Annotated in this window: 18 protein-coding genes and 1 tRNA gene; 7 read left to right on the top strand and 12 right to left on the bottom strand. The window is 63.1% G+C overall.

Annotation, left to right across the window (positions count from 1 at the left end):
- Positions 1-7: 7 nt before the first annotated feature.
- Genes icmH through CSQ93_RS26710 form a run of 3 tightly spaced genes read left to right on the top strand, consistent with a single transcriptional unit; the run spans position 8 to position 5,114 of the window.
- Positions 8-790 carry a type IVB secretion system protein IcmH/DotU gene (gene icmH, locus CSQ93_RS26700; protein WP_099380637.1) on the top strand — a complete coding sequence of 261 codons (783 nt, stop codon included), beginning with the start codon at positions 8-10 and terminating at the stop codon, positions 788-790.
- Positions 790-4,617 (top strand): type VI secretion system Vgr family protein, encoded by a 3,828-nt coding sequence (gene tssI / locus CSQ93_RS26705; protein WP_099380638.1) that lies wholly within the window; start codon positions 790-792, stop codon positions 4,615-4,617. The genes icmH and tssI overlap by 1 nt, the downstream gene beginning before the upstream one ends.
- Before the next feature lie 41 nt (positions 4,618-4,658).
- Entirely contained in the window at positions 4,659-5,114 is a 456-nt protein-coding gene (locus CSQ93_RS26710; protein WP_099380639.1) for a hypothetical protein, read from the top strand.
- 5 nt (positions 5,115-5,119) lie between these two features.
- Here the strand turns inward: CSQ93_RS26710 and CSQ93_RS26715 are convergent, their stop codons facing one another.
- The 11 genes from CSQ93_RS26715 to cysS form a co-directional block, all read right to left on the bottom strand.
- Positions 5,120-6,262, bottom strand: a complete 1,143-nt coding sequence (locus tag CSQ93_RS26715) for an FAD-dependent oxidoreductase (RefSeq protein WP_099380640.1) — start codon at positions 6,260-6,262, stop codon at positions 5,120-5,122.
- Entirely contained in the window at positions 6,262-8,448 is a 2,187-nt protein-coding gene (locus CSQ93_RS26720; RefSeq protein WP_099380641.1) for a LodA/GoxA family CTQ-dependent oxidase, read from the bottom strand. Before CSQ93_RS26720 ends, CSQ93_RS26715 begins: the two co-directional genes overlap by 1 nt.
- 47 nt (positions 8,449-8,495) lie before the next feature.
- Positions 8,496-8,855: a hypothetical protein gene (locus CSQ93_RS26725; RefSeq protein ID WP_099380642.1), complete on the bottom strand. Its 360-nt coding sequence runs from the start codon at positions 8,853-8,855 to the stop codon at positions 8,496-8,498.
- A complete protein-coding gene (locus tag CSQ93_RS26730) occupies positions 8,852-10,546 on the bottom strand; it encodes a tyrosinase family protein (protein WP_158301380.1) in 1,695 nt (564 codons plus the stop codon). The genes CSQ93_RS26725 and CSQ93_RS26730 overlap by 4 nt, the downstream gene beginning before the upstream one ends.
- Before the next feature lie 76 nt (positions 10,547-10,622).
- Entirely contained in the window at positions 10,623-12,668 is a 2,046-nt protein-coding gene (locus CSQ93_RS26735; RefSeq protein WP_158301381.1) for a multicopper oxidase family protein, read from the bottom strand.
- A 312-nt stretch (positions 12,669-12,980) separates the two neighbouring features.
- Positions 12,981-13,073: transfer RNA gene (locus tag CSQ93_RS26740), tRNA-Ser, on the bottom strand.
- 110 nt (positions 13,074-13,183) lie between these two features.
- Positions 13,184-14,431 (bottom strand): aspartate kinase, encoded by a 1,248-nt coding sequence (locus CSQ93_RS26745; protein ID WP_035817435.1) that lies wholly within the window; start codon positions 14,429-14,431, stop codon positions 13,184-13,186.
- 196 nt (positions 14,432-14,627) lie between these two features.
- The gene (gene tilS, locus CSQ93_RS26750) at positions 14,628-16,046 is read right to left on the bottom strand and encodes a tRNA lysidine(34) synthetase TilS (protein WP_099380645.1); all 1,419 of its coding nucleotides are present in this window, start codon (positions 16,044-16,046) and stop codon (positions 14,628-14,630) included.
- 99 nt (positions 16,047-16,145) lie between these two features.
- Entirely contained in the window at positions 16,146-17,120 is a 975-nt protein-coding gene (locus tag CSQ93_RS26755) for an acetyl-CoA carboxylase carboxyltransferase subunit alpha (protein ID WP_034756951.1), read from the bottom strand.
- 54 nt (positions 17,121-17,174) lie between these two features.
- On the bottom strand, positions 17,175-17,894 hold the full coding sequence (locus CSQ93_RS26760; RefSeq protein ID WP_233516363.1) for a DNA-3-methyladenine glycosylase family protein: 720 nt from the start codon (positions 17,892-17,894) through the stop codon (positions 17,175-17,177).
- The gene (cysS, locus tag CSQ93_RS26765; protein ID WP_099380646.1) at positions 17,894-19,291 is read right to left on the bottom strand and encodes a cysteine--tRNA ligase; all 1,398 of its coding nucleotides are present in this window, start codon (positions 19,289-19,291) and stop codon (positions 17,894-17,896) included. Before cysS ends, CSQ93_RS26760 begins: the two co-directional genes overlap by 1 nt.
- 279 nt (positions 19,292-19,570) lie before the next feature.
- Between cysS and CSQ93_RS26770 the strand changes: the two genes are divergently transcribed.
- From CSQ93_RS26770 to CSQ93_RS26785, 4 genes are all read left to right on the top strand, one after another.
- Complete coding sequence (locus CSQ93_RS26770; protein WP_099380647.1) at positions 19,571-20,200, top strand: peptidylprolyl isomerase; 630 nt, start codon at positions 19,571-19,573, stop codon at positions 20,198-20,200.
- Positions 20,201-20,271: 71 nt separating this feature from the next.
- Positions 20,272-20,763: a peptidylprolyl isomerase gene (locus CSQ93_RS26775; protein ID WP_099380648.1), complete on the top strand. Its 492-nt coding sequence runs from the start codon at positions 20,272-20,274 to the stop codon at positions 20,761-20,763.
- An 86-nt stretch (positions 20,764-20,849) separates the two neighbouring features.
- The gene (locus CSQ93_RS26780; protein ID WP_099380649.1) at positions 20,850-21,611 is read left to right on the top strand and encodes a UDP-2,3-diacylglucosamine diphosphatase; all 762 of its coding nucleotides are present in this window, start codon (positions 20,850-20,852) and stop codon (positions 21,609-21,611) included.
- A 69-nt stretch (positions 21,612-21,680) separates the two neighbouring features.
- Positions 21,681-22,400 carry a DUF72 domain-containing protein gene (locus CSQ93_RS26785; RefSeq protein ID WP_099380650.1) on the top strand — a complete coding sequence of 240 codons (720 nt, stop codon included), beginning with the start codon at positions 21,681-21,683 and terminating at the stop codon, positions 22,398-22,400.
- On the opposite strand, the gene CSQ93_RS26790 is transcribed toward CSQ93_RS26785, so the two are convergent.
- Positions 22,397-24,649, bottom strand: coding sequence for a hypothetical protein (locus tag CSQ93_RS26790; protein WP_099380651.1), 2,253 nt, complete (start codon positions 24,647-24,649; stop codon positions 22,397-22,399). The two genes, CSQ93_RS26785 and CSQ93_RS26790, sit on opposite strands and share 4 nt — an antisense overlap.
- Positions 24,650-24,691: the final 42 nt, after the last annotated feature.

Raw genomic sequence — 24,691 nt, forward strand, 5'->3', positions numbered from 1 at the left:
TCCAACGATGCACTCCAGCGCTCCCCCTTCCCTGATGTCCGGCAGCCAGGCCGCCTATGCCTCCAGCATGGCTGCCGGTCCCGGCACCGAACACACCTTGATGGACTTGATGTACGACGGTTTTTACGCCCTGTTCATGCTGAAGAACGGCAGCGGGCCGCAAGACAATGCCGATTTCATCAGCAAGATGACGCACTTCCTCGATGAGTTCAGCCGCGGCGCGAAAAAACAGGGCGCGTCGGCGGACGACATCGACGCCGCAAAATATGCGTTCTGCGCGGCCGTCGATGAAATCATCCTGCGCTCGCCCTACAGCATCCGCGACGAATGGGCGCGCCGGCCCTTGCAGCTGGTGCTGTTCGGCGACCAGCTGGCCGGCGAAAACTTCTTCATCCGTCTCGAAGCGCTGCGCGCGCGCGGCAGCGCGCACCTGCAGGCGCTCGAGGTCTTCCACATGTGCCTGCTGCTGGGTTTCCAGGGCCGCTACATCCTCGAAGGCCCGGAAAAACTCAACTACCTGACGGCGCGCCTGGGGGACGAAATCGCCCAGATGAAGGGCAAGAAAACCGGCTTCGCCCCGCATGCGGAGCGGCCCGACCAGATCATCCACAAGCTGCGCAACAACGTGCCGGTCTGGGTGCTGTGTTCGGTGTTCGCCCTGATCTGCGCAATGGGCTACCTGGGCCTGCGCACCATGCTGGCCAAACAGACGCAAGCGCAGATCAATGCCTACAACGACATCGTCAAGCTGGCGCCGCGCGTGGCTAACCTGAGCATTACCCTGCCGTGATGGGCGGCGCACAGGCAACCCCCGCAGCCACGGGCCAGTTCGGCACCGGCCTGAGCCAGCATGCGCGGCTCATCACCCTGGCCACGGCCCAGCAGTCGGGACAGCCGGAATCGCTGATGGCGGAACAGTTCGAGGGCCGCGAGGCCGTCAATGAACTGTTCCGCTTCGAGGTCGACGCGCTGAGCACCGCGGCCAGCCTGGACCTGTCCTCCTTCATCGGCGAAGAAATGACGCTGTGCCTGCTGCAGCCCGACGGCAGCCAGCGCGCCTGGCACGGCATCTGCACCGATTGCGCCTGGCTGGGCGCCGACGGTGGCGTGGCGCGCTACCGGCTGCGCCTCGAGCCGGCCCTGGCCCTGCTGCAGCTGCGCCGCGACAGTTATATTTTCCAGGACAAGAACGCGCGCGACATCGTCACCGAGCTGCTGGCCGACTACCCGCAGCTGCGCTTCGAATTCGACGTCAGCCAGGCGCTGGCCACGCGCGCCATCCGCACCCAGTACCGCGAAAGCGACTTCGCTTTCTTCGCGCGCCTGCTGGCCGCCGAAGGCCTGAGCTGGCGCTTCGAGCACGACCAGCCCGGCGGCGCGCAGGAAGGTGGCGAGGGCGAGGTGCAGGCCAGGCACAAACTGGTGATCTTCGACAGCAAGGCGACCGCGCCGCAGACGCCGGGCGGCGCCGACATGCGCTTTCACGGCGTGCGCGCCACCGATACCGACGACGCCATCGACCGCTTCGGTGCGCGCCGCCAGGTGCAATCGAATGCCGTCAGCATCAGCAGCTGGGACCCGGCGCAGGTGACGGCGCCCGCCGCCGAGCAGGTCTCCAGCCTGGAGGCGGGGCAATTGCCGCAGCTGGCCGTGTATGACGGCGCCGGCGAACGCCGGCACGCCGACCGCGCGGCGGCCGGGCCGCACAGCGAGCGCATGCTGCAAGCGCTGGAACTGGACAACAAGCAGTTCGACGGCGCCGGCGCCGTGCGCCGCCTGGCCGCCGGCCACGCCATGCGCCTGCTGCAGCACGAACAGCATGCCGATGGCGCCAACGCCTTCACCGTGCTGTGGGCCGAACACCAGGCGCGCAACAATGCGGGAACAGCCGGCGCCAGTCTGGGCGGCATGCTGTCGACGCTGGCCAGGACGGCCGGCCTGGGCGGCGTGGCCGACTGGATCGCCGGCCAGATCGAACCGGGCACCTACCGCAACCGCTTCGGCTGCGTGCGCACCAGCGTGGCCATCGTGCCGCGCGCCACCGCCGCGCGCGCGCCGGCCGTGGCGCTGGGCCCGCAGACGGCGCTGGTGGTGGGGCTGGCCGACAGCGTGGCCACCACGGGCCGCGACCACCAAGTGCGCATCCAGTTCGCCTGGCAGCGCGGCAGCGCCGCCAATCCGGGCGGCCTGGCGCACAATACCGACGCGCAGGGCAACGCGCCCGGCAACGAGGCCTCCGGCGCCTGGGTGCGCGTGGCCGAAGCGCTGGCCGGCCCGAACTGGGGTTCGCAATTCACGCCGCGCCTCGGCACGGAAGTGCTGGTCGACTTCATCGAAGGCGACATGGACCGCCCGCTGGTCGTCGCCCAGCTCTACACGGGCAGCGACACGCCGCCGTATGCGGCCGGCGAGGATGCGGGCGTCAACCACGCGGGCGTCCTGTCGGGCATGCACAGCCACAATTTCGACGGCGCCGGCTACAACCAGTGGGTACTCGACGATACCCAGGGCCAGCTGCGCACCCGGCTCGCTTCGAGCAGCGCCGCCACCGAGCTCAATCTGGGCTACCTGGTGCAGCAAGGCGCCAGCTCGGCGCAACGGGGCAGCTACCGCGGCAGCGGCTTTGAATTGCGCACCGATGCCTGGGCCATGCTGCGCGCCGGCGAAGGCATGCTGATCTCGACCACGGCGCGCGCGCGCCAGGGCGCCGGCGTGACCTCGAGCCAGCTCGACACGAAGGAAGCGCTGGCCCTGTTGCGCGGTGCCTGTGAACTGAGCAAGACGGTGGCGACGTCGGCTAGCCAGCAAAACGCCCTCGTCAGCAAGGATGCGAACCAGGCGCAGCTGGACATGGCGACGCAGATCGACCCGCAACAGGATGGCAAGTACCAGGCCGCTGTCGGCGGCCAGGAAGCCAGCAAGGCGGGCAGCGGCACGCGCGCGCCCGATGCGGCGCAGCCCGTGGAACGCTACGCCCAGCCGCTGGTGGTGATGGAGTCGCCCAGCAGCATCAACTGGGCCACGCCCGCGTCGACCGTGCTGTTCGCGGGCCAGCAGCTGCACTGGACGGCGCAGGCCGACCTGCACATGACGGCCGGCCAGACCGTCGCCTCGGTGGCGGCCAACGCGGCCACGCTGTTCAGCCAGGAAGGCGGCATCAAGGCCGTCGCGGGCAACGGCCCCGTCTCGCTCGAAGCGCATACCGACCAGCTGGAAATCCTCGCCGATCAAGCCGTCACGGTGATCTCCGTGAGCGACAGCATCGACATCAAGGCCAATCAGAAAATCGTCCTGCAGGCAGGACAATCGTCGATCACGCTCGAAGGCGGCGACATCACCTTCCGCTGCCCCGGTCATTTCACGGTCAAGGGCGGGCAGCATGTCTTCAACGGCGGCGCCAGCGTCGCCGCCGGCCTGCCGCCCTTGCCCGACAGCCGCTTGAAACTGTTCGACGAAGGATTCGTGCTGAAAGACCGCGACACGGGCGAACTGATGCCGCGCCAGCCGTATCGCGTCAAGCGCGCCGACGGCAGTATCGAAACGGGCATGACGGACGCCAGGGGCCTGACCCATATCGTGGCGGCTGCCGCCGTCGAGGCGTTGGTGATCGAACTGCTCAAATCACCGGGCCAGTTGCCCGAGACGCAAGACAGCCCTGAGCCGGCTCCTGCCCCGCCACCCGGCTCGGACACGCGCGCCAAGGCGCCTGCGCCCGGCACGACGGCCAAGGTGCCGCCCAAGCCCGAGCCGAAATTCAAGGAAACGGGTACGTCCAGCACCAGCCCCGTCGACAATAAGCAGCGCAAGGAAGTGCTCATCAAGCGCCCCGCCTGCTGGATCGCCGACTATGAAAAGGAGATCAGCGTCTCCAGCGTGCCGCGCTACAACAACACCTTCGGCGCCACTGGCGCGCCGCATAACTATTTCGACAACGTGCGCTACAAGATCTACGTGCCCGTCAAGTCGAATACCGGCATCATCGCCGAATTGCGCGTCAAGGTGATCACGGTGCTCGAGCCGGCCGACCAGGCGCTGGAAGAGCGCGAAAAGGGTACCCCACAGGCCGCCACGCGGGTCAAGCAGCGCGCCGCCGTCATCAAGTACGTCAAGGGCATCGCCACCACGGGGCTGGAAAGCCACTGGAACAATAAATTCCAGATGAAAATCAGCGATCCGGAATGCGGCACGCGCGTCCTGCCCATCGTCTACCGCGTCGTTTATGTGGAAAGCAACGAACACTACGTCATGCAGATCCACAAACGCTACGACCGCGAAAGCGTGACGGGCACCATCATCGACGTGTCCGCCTCGACCGATGGCCAGACGCACGCACATGAATTCGGTCACTGCTATGGCCTGCCGGATGAATATTCGTATGTGGAGGGCGACGACGAGACCGTCAAATACAAGAAGCCGGACGGCAGCTGGGATGCGCCCGTGCCTTCCCTCTCTGACGACAAGGAACCTGAACCGGCCGCCGCCAACATCATGAACTCGGCCGGCTCCATCGTCATCCGTGACCGGCATGCCTGGCAGATCGCCATCGAAGTGCAGGAATTGCTACGGACGAAAATAGGACGGCAGATCAAATGCGATATCATCCTGAACGGCTCCTAATCGCACTGCTCGCAGTGTCCCTACAACTCCCAGGAAACGCCATGCCGAACGAAATTCTCTCCATCAGCGCCCACTGCATCGATAATCCGGCCTGCATTTTCACGGGCAGCGACATGCGCATCGAGGTGCTCATCAAGAATGTCGGCAATGGGGAAGTCGGCTATCCGCTCAAATACATGCAGGCGCGGGGGCCCAATATGCGCCTGATCGATAACGTGAGCGAACAAAGCCAGGTATTGAAGACGGGCCTGGCCAATCACGCGCTCAAGCGCGACCTCACGACCATCGCGCCCGGACAATCGATTGCGCTGCAAAGCGTCATCAAGCATACGGAACTGCTGCTGTTCCGCAAGGAGTTCGTCGACGTGACGGCCGAAATCGGTGTCTCGGCCGGCATCCAGACGGCGGGCAACGAGGAAACGCTGCCCTTCAAGGGCGGCGCCAGCCTGAAGATCATCGGCAGGGATACACTCGAACGCGAAGCGCAGCGGCGATAAGACCGCTAGCGCGCCTGCGCACCCGCATGCAACTGGCGCCAGAACGGCGCGGCGGGCCAGCGCTGCTCCCAGCCATAGTACTGCTGGCGCTGCACGAGGTACTGCGCATGGCGCAGTGCCACCGTGTGCGCCACCGCGCCCAGGGTGGCGTGACCGGCGATGGCGTCAGCGGCCGCCATGCCGTTGGCGAGCGCCTTGACAATGCCTTGCGAGGTGACAGGATCGTAGGCCGAGGCGGCGTCGCCGATGGCCAGCCAACCGTCGCCATGCAGTTGATCGAGGCAGTAGGACGGCGCGGGAAAACTCTGCACGCCGCCTGCCAGCGGCGCCGCGCCGCGGGCCAGCGCCGCCGTATTGGGCGCGGCCGCCAGCCCTTCCAGCCAGTGCCCGGCATGCTGCAGGCGCCGCGCCTTGACGGTGGCCGCATCGCTGTAGAACGCCAGCAGCAAGGTGGCGTCGGGCAGATGGGCGCCATACCACCAGCCATGTTCGACGGCTTCCAGGTGCGTCAGGCCGGAACGGGGGCCGTCTGGCGCGGCGAAGCGCATCGCAAGGCATATCAGCGGCAGCGTTGCCACCTTGCGGCTGCCGCGCTGGCGCGCGAAGATGGCGCGCGTGCCGCTGGCGTCGACCACCAGGTCGGCGTGGATGCTGGCCAGGCGCGGGTGCGCCGGATCGCCCAGCATCAATTCCAATGTAAAACCGCCGCCTTGCGCCGGGGCCGACGCGGCCAGGCTGGCGCGCAGCAGCACTTCCGCCCCGCGCAAGCGCGCCTGGCGCGCCAGGAAGTCATTGAAACGGGAACGCTCCAGGTGCCAGCCGTGGCCCAGCGGATGCAGCAGCGCGTCGTTGTAGCCGCGCTTGTCGCTGCCCCACCAGGAACAGCTGCCATGGCAAGGCGCATGCGCCTCGGCGAAAAACGCCTGCGCCATCCCCAGCGCCTGGAACAGGCGGTTGGCTTCGGGCGGAATGCTTTCGCCGATGCGAAATTGAGCGTAGTCGCCCGCCTCGATCACGAGCACATCGTGCACGCCATGCCGGGCCAGCGCCAGCGCGCAGGCGCAGCCGGCCGGGCCCCCGCCGATGATGGCGACCCGGTAGCGCTGCCGCGACGGCCCCGCCGCTACGGAACTTTCTGCCGCCGCCATCAGGGCTTCGGTTTCGGCAGCGGCTTCGGCCGGTACACCTTGTCGATGGCCGTGTTGCGCCAATACTCGACCAGGTTGCTTTCATCGCTGTCGAACAGGCTCTCGACTTCCAGGTAGTAATCCTTGCAGATGGCCTTCTCGCCAGCCTTGCGCGCAATCGCCGTGCTTTGCACGACCACGCCGATGCGGTGCCAGTTCAGCAGGAACTGCGCGCGGTCCTGGTAGCGGCCCACATGCATGGCGGGCCGATCGATTTCCGCATTGTCCGGGGTGCTTGATGGCACGCCATCGGCCCGCGTGCCCTTGCCTCGAACGGAGTAACGCGGCGTCGCCAGTTCGCCGCCATTGGCAACGACGTCGTCGTAGGTGTACACGGCCACGGGCCGCTGCGCCGGCCAGGAGGAATACAGCAAGGTGTTGTAGCCATTGCCATTGATCGCCGTGGCCGCGTCGATCGCCTGCTGGTTATTGAGTACCTTGCCGCCGGGATTCGGATCCGGCAGATGCGTGGCGCACGAGTTGTAATCGGTATGCCATGGCAAGGCCATGAACTTCGACACGTCGCCAGGCTGCACCTCGCCGCCGCGCAGCGGCACATAGCCGGCGCCAAGAAAGGGCTGGTCCCTGACGGCGGCCGGGTAATCGAGATGCTGTGCATGGATGCGGAACGGGCCGCCTGCATCATGGCGCCGCCACGCCTGCCGGTACAGGCCGGGATCGCGCACGATAAAACCCATCTCGATGCCGGGGCTGTAGCGGCCGCCCAGGCAGTTGAACAGGACGCTACGGTCGAGCGCTTCGCCCGCGCCCAGCAGGAAAGTGCCGCTGTCGGCCACATACTGGCCATGCGCCCATTGGTCCATGAAAAAATACTGGGCACGCGTCAGGGTCAGCAGGCTGCTGCCCGCATCGCCAAGCGACAGCGGCATCTGCGGCTTCAGTGACTGCGCGCCCGTCTGGTCGGGATGGCGGATGAAATTCATGATGGGGTAAGTCAGGCCCTCCGCCTTCATCTTGCCCAGCAAGTCGTGCTCCTTGATCGCCCTGGGCGGCAGACTGGTCGTCCAGCGCTGCAGCGAGGCCGCCCGCAGGATGGGCTGGACATCGGTGCTGAAATTGCTCTGGTAGCCCGCCTGGTAGCTGCCATCCGCATACACGGCGGGCCGCAGCGCCATCTTTTCCAGCCAGGTGCAATACAGGTCGTCCCACAGCGAGACGACGTTCGCCGTTTGCGGCGCATACGACGGGTCGCTCGACACCACCCAGGCGCCGCCCTCGACGCTGCGCGCCGTGCCGTCGGCGAAGAGCAGCATGGCCGTGACGGGACCATCGGCCACGTCATCGAACCAGTTGTCGTTGTTGACGTTGTCGTGCAGGACGGCGGCGGGCGAATAATTGCCTTGCGCGTCAAAGCCGCAGGCCTTGCCATAACCGCCCAGCACCAGCAGGCGGCCATTCTTTTCCGTCGTGACGGCGCCCAGCGAGGCGATGATGGAACCAGGGCCCTGCGCCGGCGCGCCAGCCTGTCCGCCGCGCGGAAACGATACGGGATAGTCGGGCAGGCTGCGCACGGCGCCGCTGGCCGCCTCCGCGCACGATGGCGGCGTGGCGGCGTCGAACTGCTGCACCGACTGGCGCGAGGCCTGCACCGTGCGCGGTCCGGGGTCGATGACCAGCAGCTGCAGGCGCAGCGGGTCGGCCGGCGTGCCGAAGTGCGGCGAGGCCGGCTCGCCGAAAGCCCGATTGCGCAAGGCTGGCACGCGCTTGTTGTCGAACGGCGCCACGCCGTCGCCTGCCTCCCAGCTATTGGCCTTCTTGTTGGCCAAGTGCACGGTCCACACGATGTCCTTGACGATCTTGCCATCGACCATGCTGCCGATGGCCACTTCCGCCGCCGCGCCCCGCCGGCCCAGCGGGTAGCTTTCCACGCCATCGGCCGCATCGAACGCATATTGGTAAATCCGGAAGCGGGCCGCCTGCCGCTTGAGCTTTCCGCTGGCATCGCGCAACTCGCTGCTGGCGATGGTCGTATCTTCCGTACCGGGCCGGATCGGCAAGCCTCCCGTGCCATCCTGGCCAGCCAGCGGCATGCCGGCCAGGCTTTCCGGGCCCAGATAGTATTCTTCGCTGTTGCCGACGCGGGCGATGCCGATGGCCGGGTGAATTCTCAAACCTGTGTATGCCATGCTGAACTCCTGCTCATCAAGGGTGTCTGTGCCGGTTGGCCAACGCATCACGGCGGCATGCCGTCCCGGACCCACTGGTCGAAGATATCGATGCCCTCCTGCGGCATCGGGCCGTCAGGCGGCATCGGGTGCGGTGCAGACATGACATACTGGCCCTCCCCTGCGCCCGGCTTGCGCAGGCGGTGCCCGGCCGGCACCAGCCATTTTTCGTTGCGGCTGTCATAGTCGTAACCGTGGATGGCCACCTGGATTTGCCAGGCAAACGCCTTCACGCTCGCATAGTCGTTCAGATACAGCCGCTGCACGCCCGTCGACGCGGGGTTCGACAGCTTGACCTTGTTCATGTCGGCTACATAGCGGGAAAACAGGCCCTGCACATCGCGCTTGAAGCTGGTCCGTTCACTCATGGCTTGCTCTCCTCATACGTGGGTTCGGCAGGTTTGCGCCGGTCGACAAGCTGGATCACGGGCGTGGAGAAATCGCCTTGCCGTATCAGGCCACGCCCCTTGTCATTGGTGGTGATGGCTGCCGTGATGCGCCAGGCCTGCCTGCGCTTCCTGGGTACGAGACTGTCGACGATGCCGGTGATATCCGTTTCGATGACATATTTGTCGTGCTGATGATGGCCGGACAAGGCCCAGTGGCTGGTGCTGGTGACCAGGTAGCGGTCGCGGAACGACTTGTCGCCGATGCGCGCGGCCACGTTGGCGGGATGCAGGTAGATATCGGCCTGAAAACTGTAGTCTTCATCCGCATGCGCGCGATCCAGCACCATGTTGGCCCGCTTGTCGCTGGCCACCCGCCGCGCCGGGATCTGGTAGGCGCTGGTCACGGTGAGATCGGGCCTGGCGACCGCGCCATCGGCCGCATCGTCGCTGAGCAAGGCGGCGAACAGGCTTTTCTGGTTGTCGCCAAACACAAAACCCGCCTGCTGGTGCCGGTCGATCAGGGCCTGGATATCCGTCTTGCGGGCAAACTCGCCGCCATAGCGCGGCTGGAAGCCATAGCCCTGCCGCAGGGTGTCGAAATACAGTTCCGCCTGGCCCATGTTGGCCGTGTAGTCGCCCGAATCACCGCGCTGGGCGTCGCCGCTGCCGGCGCTCCAGCCGACGGGTCGGGGCAGGCTGGCGTCCTGCTCGCTGCGCATGAACGCCGTGCGCCCGCTGCCGCGTATGCCGGCATCGCCATGCTCGTCGAGCCATTTCTCGAAACTGTAATCGAGGAAATTATGGAAGGCATAGAACAGCGGATCGAGGCCGGCCGTGACGTTGTCGCCCATGTTGCCGCCCATGTAGGTGGCGTGCATGCGATTGTGGATTTTTGTTTCCAGGTTGCCGCCGCCCAGGCTGCCGTATTCGTCGCCGCCGAAATCGGCCCACTCCATGTAATAGATCTGATAGGCCAGCAAGTTGGGCGAAGCCGTGGCCAGCGAGCTGTCGAGCCCCTCCTTGTTGCGCGTGGCGTCGTACAGCGGCGAATCGACGTCCTCGAAGGCTTTCGGATAGCGCACGCCGGAAGGCTTGCGGGTGAAGTTCCAGTACGGCAGCGTGACATTGCGCGTACTGGGTCCCCGCTCGCCGTTCGGGTCGGCTGCCTGCAAGGCTTGCTCATAAAAATACAGCTGCGCCCGGTGCCATTGCAGGAAGGTGTTTTTCTGGTGCTCGCACTCGCCGGGAAACTCCTCGTGGGCGTTGTCTTCGGTCGCCACCTTGTCGAGGAAATAGGCGACGTCGCAGCTGTTGCGCGTCGGATCGCCCAGCAGCTTTTTCAGCCTGTCGCCAGGCAAGGCCGCCTGGCGGTCATTGAAGACGTCGACGGAGGTGCAGTTATGCACCCAGGCCTGCCACAGGAAGCCGCGCCGGTCATACACGTTTTCCTGGCTCTTGCGTTTCATTTCGCTCACCGCATGCTTGAAGGCGTCAAGCTCGGCCGGAGTCAGTGCATCGATATTCTTGCGGTAGCGCACGACGCGGGCGCCGCCCGGCTCCGCTTGCGCCAGCAATTCCGGGCGACACGATACGGCGGCCTGCGATTGCCCCGAGGTGCAGACACCTGCGCACAGCAGGCCGGCCAGGAGGGGAAGGAGTGCAGTTTTCATGCTTGACATGGGTAGTTGCTCCGGAGGCAGGTGGGGAGAGGCGGCAGCGCGCCGGGCGCGCTCCCGCCTGGAACGGTCAGTGTCCGTGTCCGCCCATGTCGCCGCCACCCTTGCCATCCGGCAGTACCACCTTGACGTTCTGCATCATGCCCTGGTCTTCATGCTCGAGGATGTGGCAATGCAGCACGTATTCGCCGATGTAGCGCTGATAACGCGTGGCAATCTCGATCTTGTGGTCCTTTATCACCAGCAAGGTGTCTTTCCAGGTGCCGATCAAGTCCTGGTATTGCTGATCCACCTTGCCGCCGTCGGTCCGAACGACGCTGACGACCTGGAAGGGATTGACGTGGATATGGAAGGGATGGTTGCCCTTCTTGGACGCCAGTTCCCACATCTGCTCGGTACCCAGCACCAGCGTGTGATCCACGCGGTGCGGATCATATACATACTTCAGATCAGGTGTCGGCGAGTCTTCCGGCTTGCCTTCCACCATGAAACGGAACTTGCCCCCCAGCTCGGCGATATTGAAGGTCGCATACTCCTTCTTCTTGCCGCGCATGGCCTCCTTTGCCGCCTCGCTGAAGCTGGCGTGCGGCACAAACTTGCCGAGCTTGAGGCCATTCTCCAGGTCGCTGAGAATGGTGCTCTTGACGCTGTCCGGCAACCGGGCGCTGGGCAGGCGCTTGACGGCGTTGCGCAACTCGGCCAGCAAGAAATCGCGCGGCGACTCGCCCGCCTTCGCGCGGGCAGACGCCTTGGCGTTGGTCTTGGCGGCGATCACGCTGATCAGGCGCGTGTTGTTGACGTCATGCATCGTCGTCAGGTTATTGACGTTGGTTTCCGCATATACGCAATACGCGCCGGCTTTCGGCAGCGAAAACAGGATGTCGCTGCGGTAGCCCGGCTGCAGGTAGTTGAGGGTCTTGGCAATGATCTTGTCGTGCGTCAAGCCGTCGCCGGCCACCTCGAATTGCGTGACATCCTCGCCATCGCACAACGCCATCACGTCCTTGTCCTGGTTCGCCACGCCGAGCGCCTGGAACAGCTTTTGTGGATCGTTCGCGCGCCGGATGCGCAACACGACGGACGCCTGGAAGCCCGTATCGATCATGCGCCAGCGGTACAGGCGCTGCGTGGCCATGTTCAGCACCGGCTGCACCTTGCCGTTGACGGAGGTGTAGCGGCCCGACATCAGCCAGGCATCCGGATCCTTGACCTGATTGAAATCCTCGAGCACGCCCACGGCATCCTTTTCGCACGGTATCGTCGGCACCAGGCTGTTGCTGGGGCAGTCATACGGAATTTGCTGCAACAGCATCACTTCGCCGGCGCTGCCGCTGCCATCGTCGGGCTGGAATTGTTTCAGCATCACATCGAGGTCGCCCTGCGCGGTGGCGGTCGGATAACGGTCGCCTTCCACCACCAGCGCGCCGGCCATGCCGCTGGCCACCTGCATCGCCGTCGCGCCATGCTGGTGCGGGTGATACCAGAACGTGCCGGCCGGGTGGTCGATGGGAATATTGTATTCATACTCGAAATCCACCTCTGGCTTGATCGAGATCAGCACGTTGTCGCTATTGCCCGAAGGCGAGACCCACAAGCCATGCGAATGCAGATTGGTGTCGTTGAAGCAGCCGCGCGGACGCGGCGCATTCGTATCGCTCGTCGCGCACTGCTCGGCCGACAGCCGCGGCAACTGGTTATGCAGCTTGAAGCGCACGGTTTGCCCCGGCGCCATCACCACCGTGGGCGCCATGAAGGTGGCCGCATTCTCGTCACGGCCATCGAACGCCAGGTTGCTCGTCTGCTGGTAGGAACGCAGGCGCACCTTGTCATGCTTGGCCGTGGTCGGGTTATAGATGCTGCCGTTGGCATAGCGGATGTACAGGTCGTACGACTTTTCATACTCGTCGCGCTTGCTTGCCGCGCGGTTGGCGGGCCTGGCGCGGGCCTTCAGCTTCGGCGGCTCCTGCAGCAGGCGCAGCTCGAGTTTGGGCACGGACTTCAGGTTCAGGTCGAGATTCAGATTGACCGTGGTTTCCGCGGCGAAGACGGCGCCGCAGGCGAACGGCATGGCGGCCAGGCACAGCGACACGTAGCTGCGGGGAAGGCGATTGGACATGACAACTCCTTGATTGGACTCGGCAATGGAAGCATGGCTGGGCATGCGTAGTTTTTATTAGTAACATTGCTATTATCCATAATGACAAAGAGTTAATACTCACACTAAGTCACTTGTTGTTTTTATTGCTGAGGGGGATTGCGGTCAGGGGCCGGCGGGGAAGCTGGCAGTTAGTGCCTGATTGGGCGATTCGAAGCGCCTCGCGCCTGCAGGCGCGAAGCTTCAAATCCCACACGCAAAGCGCGCAGGCGCTTTGCTCGTCTCCGCAAGGCGGAAATGAAAAAACCCGCCGAAGCGGGTTTTTAAAAATACTGGCGGAGACGGTGGGATTCGAACCCACGATACAGGTATAAGCCGTATGCATCCTTAGCAGGGATGTGCCTTCGGCCACTCGGCCACGTCTCCTAGCTGATTACTCAACTATGTCTCTGTAGCTAACTGCGCTGCAGCGACGAACGTCATAATATCGATTGCCCCCCCTTTGGTCAAGGGCGTGGGGCAATATTTTTGGATATTTAAGCTTTTTCCAGCTCGAACGCTTTATGCAGCGCGCGCACGGCCAGTTCCATGTACTTTTCATCGATCAGCACGGAGATCTTGATCTCGGAAGTGGAGATCATCATGATGTTGATGCCCTCTTCCGACAGGGTGCGGAACATTTGCGAGGCGACGCCCACGTGGCTGCGCATGCCCACGCCGACGACGGACAGTTTCGACACTTTCGCGTCGCCCGTGATGCTGGCCGCGCCCAGCGATTCGCGGTTCGCTTCCAGCACGGCCAGCGCGCGCGTATATTCGCCGCGCGAGACGGTGAAGGTGAAGTCCGTTTTACCGTCGACCGACTGATTCTGTATGATCATGTCGACCTCGATGTTCGCGTCCGCCACCGGTCCCAGGATGTGGTACGCCACGCCTGGGCGGTCGGGCACGCCGAGCACGGTGATTTTGGCTTCATCGCGGTTGAAGGCGATGCCGGAGATGACTGCTTGTTCCATGTTTGTATCTTCCTCAAACGAAATCAGGGTGCCTGAATTGGCTTCTATTTCCAGCGGCAACATCGGGTCGGTCAGCGACGACAGCACGCGCGTGGGCACGCGGTAGTTGCCGGCAAATTCCACCGAACGCGTTTGCAGCACTTTGGAACCCAGCGAAGCCAGTTCCAGCATTTCTTCAAAGGTGATGGTCTTCAGGCGGCGCGCCTCGGAGACCACGCGCGGGTCGGTCGTGTAGACACCGTCGACGTCCGTGAAGATCAGGCATTCGGCCGCCTTCATGGCGGCGGCGATCGCCACGGCCGAGGTGTCGGAGCCGCCGCGGCCCAGGGTCGCGATGTTGTCGTGTTCGTCAACGCCCTGGAAACCGGTAATGATGACAATTTTGCCCGCATCGAGGTCGCGTTTGACTTTTTCGTCATCGATCGACTGGATGCGTGCCTTGGTAAAGGCGGAATCGGTCTTGATCGCGACTTGCCAGCCAGCATAGGATACGGCTTGTTTGCCGATCGCCAGCAGTGCCATCGACAATAGGCCGACGGACACTTGTTCGCCTGTCGAGGCGATCATGTCAAGTTCACGGGGATCGGGTTGATCCATGATTTCCTTGGCCAGTCCAATCAGGCGGTTGGTTTCGCCCGACATGGCGGATGGCACCACCACGATTTGATGCCCAGCGTCGTGCCACTTGGCAACGCGCTTGGCGACATTCTTGATACGGTCAGTCGAGCCCATCGACGTACCGCCATATTTGTGGACGATTAAAGCCATAAGAGTGAAGTTTCCGCTCAAGAAGAATAAAAAAGGAGGGCTTTACTCTACATGCCGCAATGCAAAATAACAAGCTAAAAAGCGCATTAGCTCATACCGATTGCGCATATGGAAATAACCAATCCATGCAGTCCAGCTGGCTTGAGCAGGCACTTGGCGGCCACCCCCAGAGTGGCCGTGGCTGCCGCCCCTGCGCTCAGCAGGAGACCCAGCGCAAGGCGACGCGGGGACGATCCAGCAGACTCAGGCAATGGCAATCGAGGCCAATACCAGCCGCGAACAGCAATTGTTGCGCCGCACAGACAAGGGGCAGGCGTTCGCGCTCCCAGGCGGGTACGTCAAACGCCTGGTAGTGGTATTTCAAGCTCTTGGTGGGACGGTTCAAGGCCAGCTTCAGGCGCTCGCCGCCCTGACGGAAGTCGATCGTCAAGGTTTGAGATTGCAACCAGGCAATATCGATACCCTGGCCGCCCTCTTCCACCGCATCGAAATGCAGCACGCCGCCATACGCGGGAAAGGCCAGGCTCGCCTCGCCCTGCCATTTGAACTCCTGGCTGGCCTTTTCCAGGCCGGGAATGCCCGCGTCGCTCTTGTCGCGCATGCCGGCCAGATCATCGAGCTTCGGCGTCAGATATAAACGGTCGCGATGGCGCCGCACATGGCATTCGGGGTGCGTCACCAGCAATTGCGCATCGGGCCGCGCCTCCAGCAGTTGCGCCAGCATTTCCGCCAGCCACGCCGTCGACGGCATGCGCAAGCCGCGCGTGCCAAACCAGTGGCGCAGCAGGTTGTAGCAGCGGTCCGCGCTCAGCTCGCGCAATTTCGCCAGCTCGATGCAATCGCCATCGAGGCAGGCCGCCAGATCCTGCGTCGCCAGTTCCGTCAGCAGGCGCTGCGCCGATTGCGCATGCTGGGCGCTGCGGGCAAAACGCTCCTGGAAACCGGGAAAGGCCTGCGCCAGCACAGGCATCACCTGGTGCCGCAAGGCATTGCGGGCAAAGCGGGGATCGTCGTTCGATTCGTCGTGAATGTGCGCGATCGCATGTTTCGCCACATACGCTTCGAGCTGTTTGCGCGATACGGGCAGCAAGGGGCGCGCCATCACCAGGTCCGGATTGCCCAGCAGCTCGGGCGCGCTGTTGGCGCCATCCATGCCGGACAAGCCCGCCGTGCCCGAGCCGCGCAATAATTGCAGCAGCACCGTCTCGGCCTGGTCATCCTGGTGGTGGGCCGTGAGCAGCAGGCGCACGCCGTGCGCGGCGCACAGCTCGCCCAGGGCCGCATAACGGCGCTTGCGGGCCGCCTCTTCCGTGCCCGTCTTCGCATTCTTTTCCAAGGTGACCTTGCGCGCCTCGAAAGCGATGCCCATGCCGGCGCACAACTGTTTGCAGTGGGCCAGCCAGGCATCCGCATTCGGGCTCAGGCCGTGATGCACGTGGAAGGCGTGCATGGCCACGCCATGCTCTTGCGCCCAGGCATGCGCCAGGTGCAGCAGGGCCGAGGAATCGAGGCCGCCGCTGAGGGCGATGCCGACCGCCTCACCGGCTTGTGGTCCGCAGGTTTCCAGCGCGCTGGCGAAGATATCGGCGACGGTGGCGGTTTGTTGCTTTTTCATAAGACTCCTGGAATGCAAAGAGGGACAGGTAGCCAAACGAGTGCGTCGCTTGGCTGCCTGTCCCTGGTGTTCTTGCTGCCGGCCTGCGTCGGCGCTGGCTTACTCGCTCGGCGTGGTTTCCTTGAACTTGCCGTAGCTCAGCAGTTTTTCATGGCGCGCGGCCAGCAAGTCCTTGGTTTTCATGCCGTGGAACTGGCGCAGGGTGTCGGCCAGGGCGCGTTTGAGCAAGGTCGCCATCTGTTTCGGATCGCGGTGGGCGCCGCCCAGCGGTTCGTTGATGATCTTGTCGATCAGGCCCATGGCTTTCAGGCGGTGGGCGGTGAGGCCCAGCGCTTCGGCCGCGTCGGAGGCGCGCTCGGCGCTCTTCCACAGGATCGACGCGCAGCCTTCCGGCGAAATCACGGCATAGGTCGAGTATTGCAGCATCAGCACGGCGTCACCCACGGCAATGGCCAGCGCGCCGCCGGAACCGCCTTCGCCGATGATGGTGGCGATCAGCGGTACTTTGAGTTCGGCCATCACGTACAGGTTGTGGCCGATGGCTTCCGACTGGCCGCGCTCTTCCGCGTCGATGCCGGGGAAGGCGCCTGGCGTGTCAACGAAGGTGAAGATGGGCAAGTTGAACTTTTCAGCCACTTTCATCAGGCGCATGGCCTTGCGGTAGCCTTCCGGCTTCGGCATGCCGAAATTGCGCATGGCGCGCTCTTTCGTGTCGCGGCCCTTCTGGTGGCCGATGACCATGCACGGCTGGCCATTGAAGCGGGCCAGGCCGCCCACGACGGACAGATCGTCTGCGTAGCTGCGGTCGCCATGCAATTCGTGGAAATCGGTAAAGATTTCATTCACGTAATCCATGGTGTACGGGCGCTGCGGATGGCGCGCGATCTGCGCCACTTGCCAAGGCGTCAGCTTGGCGTAGATATCTTTGGTCAGCTGCTGGCTCTTCTTGGCCAGGCGGTCGATCTCTTCCGAGATGTCGACGGCCGAATCGTCTTGCACGAAGCGCAACTCTTCGATCTTGGAATCGAGTTCCGCGATCGGCTGTTCAAAATTGAGGAAAGTCGTTTTAGTCATTGTACCTCCAGGTTTTACCGGCCACGGCGCCAGGGCGCGCGGCGTCATCTATGTTTATTTTACCGTACCGGCTGCTGCGCCGGGGGCTGCATCGGGTGCGGCAGGGACGGCTGCAGGGTCGAGACTGCGCCACAAATACCACGTCGCCACGGTGCGCCACGGTTCCCAATTGGCGGAAACCTCGCGCGCATCGCTGCGGGAAACTGGTTCGCCGGAGAAGTAATTGACGCTGATGCCCTGGATCAAACCGGGGTCGTCGAGCGGCAAGACATTCGGCCGGAGCAGATTAAATATCAGAAACATCTCGGCTGTCCAGCGGCCGATGCCGCGGATCTGCACCAGTTCGGCGATGACAGCTTCGTCATCCATCTGGTCCCACTGGCTCGCGTGCACGCGCTTGGCCTTGAAATGGTCCGCCAGGTCGAGGATGTATTCGGTCTTGCGTTTGGACAAACCACAGGCGGACAGCTGCTCGGCGCCGGCCTTCAAGACTTGTGTAGGCGTGCATTTCGGGCAAGCCAGCAGCAGCTTTTTCCAGGCGGCATCCGCCGCCTTGGGCGTGATCTGCTGTCCCACCAGCGAACGGGCCAGGGTAGTAAACGGGTCGCTATGGCCGACCAGGTGCAGGTCGCCAAATTGCGGGATGAGCTTTTTCATGATGCGGTCGCGCTTCATCAGCTCGATCTTCGCCTCTTCCCAGTAATGCGGCACCTGGATCACTTGCGCCAAGTCCGTCACCTTGGGGGCTTCCCCGTTTTCCCTGGACGTAGGCATCATGCGCGGCGCCAGTTGGTCGAGCCGTCAGGCTTGTCTTCAAGAATGATGCCCGCCGCCAACAGTTCAGCGCGGATCTTGTCGGACTGCGCAAAGTCGCGCGCCTTCTTCGCCGCGCTGCGCGCCGCGATGGCCGCTTCGATGCCTGCAGCCTCGTCCTGGCCGCCGGCGGCAGCGCCCACGGTTGCTTGCAGGAATTGCTGCGGCGTGCGCTCCAGCAAGCCGAACACGCCCGCCAGGCCCTTCAATTGACGCGCCAGGGCTGGCGACTTGCTCTTGTTCACTTCCGTTGCCAGGTCGAACAGGGCAGCCACGGCCAGCGGCGTGTTGAAATCGTCGTCCATCGCTTCGCGCACGCGCACGGCATGCGCTTCGCTCCAGTCGATGGCGCCCTCTTCTACCGCCACGTCGGCCAGCGCCGTGTACAAGCGGGTCAGGGACAGACGCGCGTCATCGAGGTGCACGTCCGAGTAATTCAGGGGGCTGCGGTAATGCGCGCGCAGGATGAAGAAGCGGATCACTTCGGCATCGAACTTTTGCAGCACTTCGCGGATGGTGAAGAAATTGCCGAGCGACTTGGACATTTTTTCATTGTCCAGGCGCACGAAACCGTTATGTATCCAGTAATTCACGCTGGTATGGCCGAACGCGCCTTCGGATTGGGCGATCTCGTTTTCGTGGTGCGGGAATTGCAAGTCCGCGCCGCCGCCATGGATGTCGAACTGTTCACCGAGCAAGGCGCAGGACATGGCCGAGCACTCGATATGCCAGCCCGGGCGGCCCTTGCCCCATTTCGAATCCCATTTGACTTCTTCCGGTTCCGCATCCTTCGACGACTTCCACAGCACGAAGTCGAGCGGATCGCGCTTGCCCGTGTTCACGTCGACGCGCTCGCCCGCGCGCAGGTCGTCGAGCGATTTGCCCGACAGCTTGCCGTAGTGGGGGAAATTGCGCACGGCATAATTGACGTCGCCATCCGCCCCCTGGTAAGCCAGGTCCTTCGCTTCCAGCTGTTCGATCAGGCGCAGCATCTGCGGCACGTATTCGGTGGCGCGCGGCGTGTGGTCGGGCGTCAGGATGCCCAGCGCGGCCGTGTCTTCATCCATGTACTGGGTGAAACGCGTCGTCAGCTGGGAAATCGTCTCGCCGTTTTCCACGGCGCGGCGGATGATCTTGTCGTCGATGTCCGTAATGTTGCGCACATAGGTGACGTCGAAGCCGGACGCCTTCAGCCAGCGGTAGATGACATCGAACGCCATCATCATGCGAGCATGGCCGATATGGCAATAATCGTAGATGGTCATGCCGCACACGTACATGCGTACCTTGCCCGCTTCCATCGGGACGAATACCTGCTTTTCGCGAGCCAGGGTGTTGTAAATCTTTAGATTGCTCATCGTGCTTTGCAAGTGGAGCGGCCGCCAGCCTGGCAAAACGACAGACAGGCGCGGACACCGGGGGTGCCGCGCCACAGAACTGCCGTGTGCGCCGAAGACTGTACGACCCGCTATATTGTTGTTCTTGTTTGTTAGAATTAGGGCGTTAGCGGTCAAGTATAACATTGATAAAAACCATACTGGCCCGATATGAATCAGGTTTTTACGATGTTCAACCGAAACTCACTTCTTTTGGCAACAACGCAAGTTTAAAGAAAAATAACGATCAAGGACGCCTTCATGCAAGAAATCAAATCGAAACGCCTGTCTTTCCTGGCCCGCTTTTGCACCCTGTTTGCCGGCCTGACCCTGGGCAGCGCCGTCGTGGCAGCCGCTCCGGCGACCGCCCTCGACCCGACGCCGCACGTGGCCCTGAAAACCAGCATGGGCGAGATCGTGCTGGAACTGGATCAGGAAAAAGCGCCGAAAAGCGTGGCCAATTTCCTGCAGTACGTCAACAGCGGTTATTACAAGGGCACTGTGTTTCACCGCGTCATCGACGGCTTCATGATACAGGGCGGCGGCTTCGACAAGAACATGAAGCAGAAACCGACGAAAGCGCCGATCAAGAATGAAGCGCAAAACGGCCTGCAAAACGTGACTTACAGCATCGCCATGGCGCGCACGGGCGACCCGCATTCGGCCACCGCGCAATTCTTCATCAACGTCAACGACAACGGCCCGCTCGACTACCCTGGCCGCGACGGCTTCGGCTACACGGTGTTCGGCAAAGTCGTCAGTGGCATGGACGTGGTCGACAAGATCAAGGCCGTGCCCGTGGCGGACAAGGGCCCGCACCAGAACGTGCCGGTCACCCCCGTGGTGATCGAATCGGCGACTTTACTCAAGACAGCGCCCGCAAAACTGTAAAATAGCGTTTTTACGGCCCCGAACGACACGGGCCGTTGAATCATTTATCATCCAATTTATTAAGGATCATCATGACCTCCGTCATCATTACCACCAATCTGGGCAAGATCACCGCTGAACTGGACGCCGAAAAAGCGCCAAAAACGGTTGCCAACTTCCTGGCCTACATGAAAGCCGGTCACTACGACAACACGATTTTCCACCGCGTCATCGACGGCTTCATGATCCAGGGCGGCGGTTTCGAGCCAGGCATGAAACAAAAGCCAGCCGACACCACCGTGGAAAACGAAGCCAAGAACGGCCTGAAAAACGACACGTACACGCTGGCCATGGCCCGCACGTCGGACCCGCACTCGGCATCGGCCCAGTTCTTCATCAACATCAAGAACAACAGCTTCCTCGACTACCCAGGCCAGGACGGCTGGGGCTACGCCGTATTCGGTAAAGTCACCGAAGGCAAGGAAGTCGTCGACGCCATCCGCGCCGTGAAAACCTCGCGCGCCGGCATGTTCGCCGATGTGCCAGTGACCGACGTTGTCATCGAGAAAGTAGAAGCCGCGTAATTCGGCTCTGGCATCATGAATAACAGGCATTGCCGCGTTTGCACCTCTCCATGTACATCACTTTTTGGGAGCGTTGAACGATGACAATGCCTGCCGCACTCTTTATTTCCGACCTGCATCTGCAGAGCTCGCACCCGCGCACCAGCGCGGCGTTTCTTTCTTTCCTGGAACACCATGCGCAATATGCGCAAGCACTGTATCTATTAGGCGACCTGTTCGAATACTGGGCCGGCGACGATGACCTGGAAGACCCGTTCAATGCGCGCATGACGGCCGCCATCCGCGCCGTCAGCGATGCGGGCGTGCATGTCTACTGGATCGCCGGCAACCGCGACTTTCTCGTCGGCTCCGGCTTTGCGGCCGCCGCCGGCGCCACCCTGCTCAGCGAACCGCATGTGGCCACGATAGCCGGCCAGCGCATCGTCTTGCTGCACGGCGACGCCGAATGCACGAAAGACGTGCAATACATGGAGTTTCGCGCCATGGTGCGCCAGCCCGCCTGGCAAAAACAGTTCCTGTCCATGCCGCTGGCGCAGCGCAAGGCCATCATCGACGGTTTGCGCAAGAGCAGCCGCGAGCACAATGGCGAAAAGTCCATGGACATCATGGATGTCACGCCCGATGCTGTCGCGCAAGTATTTGCCGAACATGCCAGCACCGTCATGATCCACGGCCACACGCACCGCCCCGCCCTGCATAAAGTCGACGCTACCTTGCGCTATGTCTTGCCCGACTGGGAATGCGACGTGACGCCGCCGCAACAGCCGCGCGGCGGCTGGATCGCCATCGATGCGCGCGGCAACATCACGCGCCACGACCTGAGCGGCGACATCATCGACCAGGTCTAGGCCTGCGCCGACCGCCGCACGGGCGTTTGTCCGATAGCCGCGCCCGCCTGGTCTTGCTGTAATGGCGCCATGCACACTGTTTACATCGGCACGGCCGGCTGGAGTATTTCCAGCACCGCCGCCAGCCACTTCCCCCTCGATGGCAGCCACCTGCAGCGCTATGCGCGCGTCTTGCCCTGCGTGGAAATCAACAGCTCCTTCTACCGCCCGCACCAGAGCGCCACCTACGCGCGCTGGGCCGCCAGCGTACCCGACCACTTCCGCTTCAGCGTGAAATTGCCGCGCAGCATCACGCACGAACGGCGTTTGCGCGACTGTGCGGCCGAGTTGGATCGTTTTGCGGGAGAAGTCATGCAACTGGGGAATAAACTGGGCTACGTGCTGGTGCAGCTGCCACCCAGCCTGCGTTTCGAAACGGACGTGGCCGCCGCATTTTTCCATGCGCTGCGCCAGCGCTTCGACGGTATGCTCGCGTGCGAGGCGCGCCACCCCAGCTGGTTCGAGGCAGGCGCCACCGAGCTATTGAGGATGCAGCGCATCACCCGCGTGCGCGCCGATCCGCCTGCGGGACAAGCGGGGCCGCACGTGCCAACGACGGCAGCGGCCTACCTGCGCCTGCACGGCAGCCCGACAATCTACTACTCGGACTATCCGGCCGAGTACCTGGCAGCGCTGGCGACCGAATTGCACGCATCAGCCCAGGCGGACAGCTGGTGCATCTTCGACAATACGGCGGCCGGGGCCGCCCTGTTCAATGCGCTGGACTTGCAAGCGCGGATCAGCGACTAAGGCAACGGCGTTTGCAGCACCGCCTGGGTCGTGAAGCCGTACAAGATACCGTTGCCAAAGGCAAGGATACCGATATCCGGATGGCCCCATGCCAATGCTGGCGTGGAAATGACACCGGCTGCATCGATCTTGCGCACCCAGCCCTGGCCGCTCAGGTACAGATTGTCGCTCGCATCGACAGCCAAGCTGGGCGCCCCAGTAAACGGCAGGCCGCCTACGCCTGGCGGGCCATCGCCGCCGCTGCCCTTGTTCAAGGTACCGGCAAAAACGCTGGCCTTGCCTGCGCGATCAACCTTGAATACAACTTGATGCACATTATCGTCAAAATACAGATTGCCCTTGCTGTCAAAAACCAGGCTGCCCGGGTCCATGTATTCCCAGCCAGACCCCGTGTCGCCCAGCGAGCGCGTCAGGGTTTCAAATGACAGGAAAGCCGAAAACGCTCCCCCAGGAGGGCGGCGGAAGATGCCGTCGGGTCCCCAGCCCAGCCAAGCCAGATAGCCATCCTTGTCAATCGCCAGCCGATACTGCAAAGGCTTGCCTGTGCCGGCCGGCAAAGCTTCTTGCGTGGATACCTGGCCATCCTTGCCGATCTTGCGCAAGTTGAATCCGGTGCCAGCAGCTGTCTTGTCGGCAAAATATACAGCGCCATCCTTGTCGCAGGCGATCGCGACAGGGCCAAGCATGGTCGCGCTGGTGCGCGGACCGTCATTGCTTCCAGCCACGCCAGCAACGCCTGCGTAGATGCTGAATGTCCCGTCCGGCGTGACACGGCGCAGCACCTTGTTTGTCATATCGAGCAGATAGACGTTGCCAGCAGGATCGCTGCACATACCAGAGCTACCCACATATCCCACACGGGCTGCCCCGCCCACAGCCTCGGCCACCCCCATATTGCCCGGCATGAATGGCATGGCAGACAACACCTTTGTCGCGTCGAAACGGACCAAACGGTGCTTGCTGGCATCGTGGACTATCAAGGCGCCGGAAGACTCCAGCAACAGGGAATTGAGATACGTCCAGCCGGCGGAAACGCCAGCCGCGTCCGTCACCGCCCCGCCAACCAGGGTCGTCACGTCACCATCCGGCGTCATGCGGCGAATAGCGGTGACGTCAGCCGCCAGCACATTGCCGTCACGGTCAACCGCCATGCCACGAATATTGCGGAAGCTGGCGGCGGCGCCTTTGCCATCCTCGCTCACACGCTTGTTGCTTCCCGCAACCACGACGGCCACGCCCTGCTGCCAACGATATATCCGGCTGCCAATCCCGTCGCTGAAGTAGATCGTGCCGCTGGCATCGGCAGCCAATTGCGAAGGGGATATCCGGTATCCCCGGCTATCAACCAGCTTCTCGGAACTAACGAGCCCTCCGGGTGTCACCCGGCGAATCATTTGCCGCTCAGCATCAGCAAGCAGGACATCGCCATTGCTATCCATGGCCATGCCCGTAGTCCAGCCGAATTGCGCCAGTGCCCCTTGTCCATCCGCGACTACCGCTTCCGGGGCAGACCAGTCGCATGCCGCGCTGCGCTGTCCCGCTACCGTGCTGACCACGCCGGCGGGCGTAATCTTGCGCAAGAGTGCATTACAATTATCGAAAAGATACAGATTCGCCGCGCGATCAATGGTCAAGATCGAAATCCCGCTACGCATATGGAAAGTGGCTGTGGCAGCAGCGCCATCGTCGGCGCCCGGCTTGCCCGAGATGCCCGCATACACGCTCAAGGCGCCGCCAGGCGTGACTTTATGAATGACTTGCCGCACAGCATCGGCGATGTAATAGTTGCCCGCCACATCTTGCACCATGCCGGCCACATTCTGGATTTTCTCTTGCACGCCCGCCAGCACGATGGGCAGGCAACGCACGGCCAGGTTGCTGACGTCCGCGCTGCCCATGGTGGCCGCGCCTTGCGCGATGCTGCAGCCCAGGCCCGCGGAAGCGCTGTCGACCTTGCCTTCATAGCTGGCGCCCGCCGCCAGCTTGCCGGCAAAGCTGAACGGACCGTTGGCCGTGACGGTCACTTTATCCGTGCCGTTCGCCAGCACGACGCTGGCGCCAGGCAGCAGGCCGCTGACCGTGCCGCCCAGCAAATAGCGCGGCGTCTCGACCGGCGCCACGGGTGTCGGTGGCGGCGTGGACGAGCCGCCGCCGGAACCGCCGCCACAGGCACTCAATAGCGCCAACAAGGCGGCGCCGCAGCCGGCACGCCTGAACAGGTTTTGTACTTCTCCAAAGCAATTTATCATTTCTGCTTTCATGGTTGTGGCGACATGCACGCCGAAAGTTAT

Origin of the sequence: Janthinobacterium sp. BJB426, from assembly GCF_002735705.1 — a bacterium.
Classification (GTDB): Bacteria; Pseudomonadota; Gammaproteobacteria; order Burkholderiales; family Burkholderiaceae_D; genus Janthinobacterium.

What these genes read in the sequence shown, in the direction of transcription:
- CSQ93_RS26775 (WP_099380648.1), top strand. Translation starts at nt 20,272, where the DNA reads ATGACCTCCGTCATCATTACCACCAATCTGGGCAAGATCACCGCTGAA.
- CSQ93_RS26785 (WP_099380650.1), top strand. Translation starts at nt 21,681, where the DNA reads ATGCACACTGTTTACATCGGCACGGCCGGCTGGAGTATTTCCAGCACC.
- icmH (WP_099380637.1), top strand. Translation starts at nt 8, where the DNA reads ATGCACTCCAGCGCTCCCCCTTCCCTGATGTCCGGCAGCCAGGCCGCC.
- CSQ93_RS26760 (WP_233516363.1), bottom strand. Translation starts at nt 17,894, where the DNA reads ATGCCTACGTCCAGGGAAAACGGGGAAGCCCCCAAGGTGACGGACTTG.
- tssI (WP_099380638.1), top strand. Translation starts at nt 790, where the DNA reads ATGGGCGGCGCACAGGCAACCCCCGCAGCCACGGGCCAGTTCGGCACC.
- CSQ93_RS26780 (WP_099380649.1), top strand. Translation starts at nt 20,850, where the DNA reads ATGCCTGCCGCACTCTTTATTTCCGACCTGCATCTGCAGAGCTCGCAC.
- CSQ93_RS26790 (WP_099380651.1), bottom strand. Translation starts at nt 24,649, where the DNA reads ATGATAAATTGCTTTGGAGAAGTACAAAACCTGTTCAGGCGTGCCGGC.
- CSQ93_RS26720 (WP_099380641.1), bottom strand. Translation starts at nt 8,448, where the DNA reads ATGGCATACACAGGTTTGAGAATTCACCCGGCCATCGGCATCGCCCGC.
- CSQ93_RS26715 (WP_099380640.1), bottom strand. Translation starts at nt 6,262, where the DNA reads ATGGCGGCGGCAGAAAGTTCCGTAGCGGCGGGGCCGTCGCGGCAGCGC.
- CSQ93_RS26755 (WP_034756951.1), bottom strand. Translation starts at nt 17,120, where the DNA reads ATGACTAAAACGACTTTCCTCAATTTTGAACAGCCGATCGCGGAACTC.
- cysS (WP_099380646.1), bottom strand. Translation starts at nt 19,291, where the DNA reads ATGAGCAATCTAAAGATTTACAACACCCTGGCTCGCGAAAAGCAGGTA.
- CSQ93_RS26735 (WP_158301381.1), bottom strand. Translation starts at nt 12,668, where the DNA reads ATGTCCAATCGCCTTCCCCGCAGCTACGTGTCGCTGTGCCTGGCCGCC.
- CSQ93_RS26725 (WP_099380642.1), bottom strand. Translation starts at nt 8,855, where the DNA reads ATGAGTGAACGGACCAGCTTCAAGCGCGATGTGCAGGGCCTGTTTTCC.
- CSQ93_RS26710 (WP_099380639.1), top strand. Translation starts at nt 4,659, where the DNA reads ATGCCGAACGAAATTCTCTCCATCAGCGCCCACTGCATCGATAATCCG.
- CSQ93_RS26770 (WP_099380647.1), top strand. Translation starts at nt 19,571, where the DNA reads ATGCAAGAAATCAAATCGAAACGCCTGTCTTTCCTGGCCCGCTTTTGC.
- CSQ93_RS26730 (WP_158301380.1), bottom strand. Translation starts at nt 10,546, where the DNA reads ATGAAAACTGCACTCCTTCCCCTCCTGGCCGGCCTGCTGTGCGCAGGT.
- tilS (WP_099380645.1), bottom strand. Translation starts at nt 16,046, where the DNA reads ATGAAAAAGCAACAAACCGCCACCGTCGCCGATATCTTCGCCAGCGCG.
- CSQ93_RS26745 (WP_035817435.1), bottom strand. Translation starts at nt 14,431, where the DNA reads ATGGCTTTAATCGTCCACAAATATGGCGGTACGTCGATGGGCTCGACT.